4 protein-coding genes and 2 riboswitches are annotated in these 4478 nt (G+C 66.9%); all 4 genes read right to left on the reverse strand.

Going from position 1 to position 4478, the window contains the following annotated elements:
* Positions 1–2321 (reverse strand): aminomethyl-transferring glycine dehydrogenase (gene gcvP, locus Q0C59_RS18865; RefSeq protein ID WP_291218467.1); only part of this gene is annotated, 2321 nt, incomplete at its 3' end.
* 125 nt (positions 2322–2446) lie between these two features.
* Positions 2447–2815, reverse strand: coding sequence for a glycine cleavage system protein GcvH (gene gcvH / locus Q0C59_RS18870; protein WP_291218469.1), 369 nt, complete (start codon positions 2813–2815; stop codon positions 2447–2449).
* 33 nt (positions 2816–2848) lie between these two features.
* Complete coding sequence (gene gcvT, locus Q0C59_RS18875) at positions 2849–3973, reverse strand: glycine cleavage system aminomethyltransferase GcvT (protein ID WP_291218471.1); 1125 nt, start codon at positions 3971–3973, stop codon at positions 2849–2851.
* Positions 3974–4030: 57 nt separating this feature from the next.
* Positions 4031–4135, reverse strand: a riboswitch (glycine riboswitch).
* Between the two features lie 12 nt (positions 4136–4147).
* Positions 4148–4249: riboswitch (glycine riboswitch) on the reverse strand.
* A gap of 108 nt (positions 4250–4357) precedes the next feature.
* A partial coding sequence (locus Q0C59_RS18880) for a 4Fe-4S dicluster domain-containing protein (protein WP_291218473.1) occupies positions 4358–4478 on the reverse strand: 121 nt, incomplete at its 5' end.

Consider the following 4478-nt stretch of genomic DNA (forward strand, 5'->3'; position numbering starts at 1 on the left):
ATGTACATCCAGCTGATGGGCAGCACGGCTGCGTTGCCCAGCGGCGCGGCCGAGATCGCGCCGACGCCGTTCACCGGCAGGCCGCCTGTGGCATGCCCGGGCAGGAAGGGCACCAGGTCTTCGACCACACACACCGGGCCCACGCCGGGGCCGCCACCACCGTGCGGAATGCAGAAGGTCTTGTGCAGGTTGAGATGGCTCACATCGCCACCGAACTCGCCTGGTGCGGCCACGCCGACCAGCGCGTTCATGTTGGCGCCGTCCACGTACACACGCCCACCGTGCCGGTGCACCAGCGCGCAGAGCTCCTTGACTGTGGTCTCGAACACGCCGTGCGTGCTGGGGTAGGTGATCATCACCGCCGCCAGATTGGCGCTGTGCTGTTCGCACTTGGCCTGCAGGTCGGCCATGTCCACGTTGCCGTTTTCGTCGCACTTGGTCACCACCACGGTCATGCCGACCATCTGCGCACTGGCCGGGTTGGTGCCGTGGGCGCTGCTGGGGATCAGGCAGATGTTGCGGTGGTGCTCGCCGCGCGATGCGTGGTACGCCTGGATCACCAGCAAGCCGGCGTATTCGCCTTGCGAGCCGGCGTTGGGCTGCAGGCTGATGCCGGCGTAGCCCGTGGCCTGGCAGAGCCAGGCGCGCAGTTGTTCGTCCAGCTTTTTGTAGCCCAGCAACTGGCCGGCCGGTGCGAACGGGTGCACGTTGGCAAAGCCCGGCCAGGTGATGGGGATCATCTCGCTGGTGGCGTTGAGCTTCATGGTGCACGAGCCCAGCGGGATCATGCTGCGGTCCAGGGCCAGGTCCTTGTCGGAGAGTGCGCGGATGTAGCGCAGCATGCCGGTCTCGGAGTGGTGGCTGTGGAACACCGGGTGCGTAAGGTAGCCGCTGGTGCGACGCAGCTCGGTGGGAATGCGCGGCTCGATGCCTTTCTCGAATTCGGCAAAACCGGGCTGGCTCTGTCCCTGCAACGCGAACACGCCCCACAGTTTCTCGATGTCCTCACGCGTCGTGGTCTCGTCCAGCGTGATGCCCACGTATTCGCCCCAGCTCAGACGCAGGTTCATGCCGGCGTCCACCGCGCGCTTCAGCAACGTGGTGGCGCGGTCACCGGCCTTGAAGGTGAGTGTGTCGAAGGCCGTCTCGCTGGTGGGCGTCCAGCCCAATTGCTCCAGGCCCTGTGCGAGCACGGCGGTGTAGGCCGCCACGCGCTGCGCGATGCGCTTCAAGCCCGCAGGCCCGTGGTACACGGCGTACATGCTCGCCACCACCGCCGGCAACACCTGCGCGGTGCAGATGTTGGAGGTGGCCTTCTCGCGGCGGATGTGTTGCTCGCGTGTCTGCAACGCGAGGCGATACGTGGGGTTGCCATGCGCGTCCACGCTCACGCCCACCAGGCGGCCGGGCAGCGAGCGCTTGAATTCGTCGCGGCAGGCCATGAAGGCGGCGTGCGGTCCGCCCGCGCCCATGGGCATGCCGAAGCGCTGCGTGGTGCCGACCACGATGTCGGCGCCCCACTCGCCGGGGGGCGTGATGAGGGTGAGCGCCAGCAGGTCGGCGGCGGCGATGAAGGCCGCGCCTTTGGACTGCACGGTCTTCACATCGGCGGCCAGGTCTTCAATGCGGCCGCTGGTGCTGGGGTATTGCGCGAGCACAGCGAAGTAGTCGTCCCCGGCCAGCGCGGTTTCCCACTCCGCGGCCGAGTTGGCGAGCTTCACGGTGAAGCCGAGCGGTTTCGCGCGCGTCTGCACCACCTCGATGGTCTGCGGGTGGCAGTCGCCGGCCACGACAAAGGTGTTGCCCTTGCTCTTCACCGAGCGTTTGGCCAGCGTCATGGCTTCGGCAGCGGCGGTGGCTTCATCCAGCATGGAGGCGTTGGCAATGGCCATGCCTGTGAGGTCGCACACCATGGTCTGGAAGTTGATCAGCGCCTCCATGCGGCCTTGCGAGATCTCGGCCTGGTAGGGCGTGTACGCGGTGTACCAGGCGGGGTTCTCCAGCACGTTGCGCAGGATCACGCCCGGCGTGTGGGTGCCGTGGTAGCCCTGTCCGATGAAGCTCTTGAGCAACTGGTTCTGGTCGGCAATTTCCTTCATCTCGGCCAGTGCCGCGGCCTCGGTGATGGCGGGGGGCAACTGCATGCCCTGGCTGCGCGCGATGCTGCGCGGCACGATGCCGTCGATCAATGCGCGGCGCGAGGCCTCGCCGATGACCGAGAGCATCAGCGCTTCGTCGGCTTCACCGATGCCGATGTGGCGGGCCACGAACTCGGACGGGTTCTCGAGTTCATCCAGGGGTTTGACAGACGGCATCAGCATGGCTTACCTCAAAAAACAAATGTCAAGGGCGGGAGTCAGAACCAGGGGCACCATGGAACCGGCTTTGCCGGGCCGTAGGTGCCGCCCCCTTGAGGGGGTCGCGCGAAGCGCGGCGGGGGTGTTCGTCACTGCGCCGCGAGTGCGGCGTAGGCAGTTTCGTCAAGGAGAGCGTCGACCTGCGCCGGCTCGGACAGCTTGACCTTGAAGAACCAGCCGCTCTTGAGCGGGTCGCTGTTGGCCAGCGAGGGGTCGGCGCGCAGGGCTTCGTTGACTTCGGTCACTTCGCCGCTCACCGGCATGTACACGTCGGCGGCGGCCTTGACGGACTCGACCACGCCGGCCACTTCTTTTTGCGCGAAGCTCTTGCCCACTTCGGGCAGATCGACGAACACCACATCGCCCAGCGCGTCCTGCGCGTGCACGGTGATGCCGACGGTGGCGATGTCGCCGTCAACGCTGATCCATTCGTGGTCTTCGGTGTACTTGGTGGTCATGGGAAGGCTCCTGAAAAAAAGAGGGACAGGGAATCAACCGCGGAAGTAGCGGTTGGGCACAAAAGGCATGGCGCTCACCTCCATGGGCACCGGCTTGCCACGCACCATGGCGTGCAGACGCGTGCCCAAGGCCGCGTGCGCAGGGCTCACATAGCCCATGGCCACGGGCTTGTCGGCGCTGGGGCCGAGCAGGCCGCTGGTGACTTCGCCGATGGTCTCGCCGCCGGGGGTCTGCAGTTCGGTGTGGTCGCGCACGGGAATGCGTTCGAGTGCGATCAAGCCGACGCGTTTGCGCGTCAGCGGCTCGGTGCCGTCGAGCTGCGCGAGCACACGGGCTGCGCCCGGGAAACCGCCCGCGCGCGCACCACCGGTGCGGCGCACCTTCTGCATCGCCCAGTTGAGTGCGGCTTCCACCGGCGTGGTGGTGGTGTCGATGTCGTTCCCGTATAGGCACAGGCCGGCTTCCAGGCGCAGCGAGTTGCGCGCGCCCAGGCCCACCGGTTTCACTTCAGGTTCAGCCAGCAGGGCGCGGGCGAAGGCTTCAGCGCTGTTGGATGGCACCGAGATTTCGAAGCCGTCTTCGCCGGTGTAGCCGCTGCGCGTGATGAACAGGTCGGCGCCTTGCCAGTTGAAGGCACCGCCGGTCATGAAGACCAGCTTGTCGACGCCAGGCACGAGGCGCTGCAGGGCGGTCACGGCCTGCGGGCCCTGGAGGGCGAGCAGGCCACGGTCGAATTGCGGCTCGACGCTGCAGCGGTTGCCGATGCGCTCGACGATGTGGGCCAGGTCGCCGTGTTTGCAGGCGCCGTTGACGATCACAAAGAGGTCCGCGCCACGGTTGACGAACATCAGGTCGTCGATGATGCCGCCCGCGTCGTTGAGCAAGAGGCCGTAGCGCTGCTTGCCCACGGCCAGATCGATCACGTCTACCGGCATCAGCGACTCGAATGCGGCCGCTGCATCCGCGCCGACCAGCCGCAGCTGGCCCATGTGGGACACATCGAACAGGCCGGCCGCCGCGCGGGTGTGGTGGTGTTCGGCCATCAGGCCGGCGGGATACTGCACCGGCATGCTGTAGCCGGCAAAGGGCACCATGCGGGCGCCGAGTTCGGTGTGCAGGGCGTGCAGCGGGGTCTTGAGGAGTTCGGTGTCGGACACGGAGGGCTCGCAGGCAAAAGGGGCAGGCCCCAAGGGGCGGAACACGGTTCATCCGTGCGCTGCCCCACTGTCCGCTTTACCTGAGAGATTCACGCGGGCGATGCCGCGTTTGCTCCTTCGGTGGATCGCCTCGGTGAGCGACCTCTCTCCAGGGGGGTACACCGGCCTTTCGGCCCGTGTTTGTCAGTCCTTTTGCCTGAGCGTTCAGGGCCACGTGGGTGACCTCCTGCGCCTTCGGCGGCCACCTCGGGGGTGGCGCTCTCCTGACCCGGCAGATTCTAGTTCACGATCCGGCGCCGAGACTGCCGCCGGGCCGCCCCAAGGCAGGCTCAGCCCCCTTGGGGGGCAGCGACCCGCGCCAGCGGCGGAGCGTGGGGGCCAGCTCTACATTCCAGCGTAGTTCGGTCCACCACCCCCCTCGGGCGTGACCCACACGATGTTCTGCGTCGGGTCCTTGATGTCGCAGGTTTTGCAGTGCACGCAGTTCTGCGCGTTGATCTGCAGG

Origin of the sequence: Hydrogenophaga sp. (genome assembly GCF_022844385.1) — a bacterium.
GTDB lineage: Bacteria > Pseudomonadota > Gammaproteobacteria > Burkholderiales > Burkholderiaceae_C > Hydrogenophaga.

Excerpts from the sequence above, each read along its gene's own strand:
- gcvH (WP_291218469.1), bottom strand. The coding sequence starts at position 2,815 with ATGACCACCAAGTACACCGAAGACCACGAATGGATCAGCGTTGACGGC.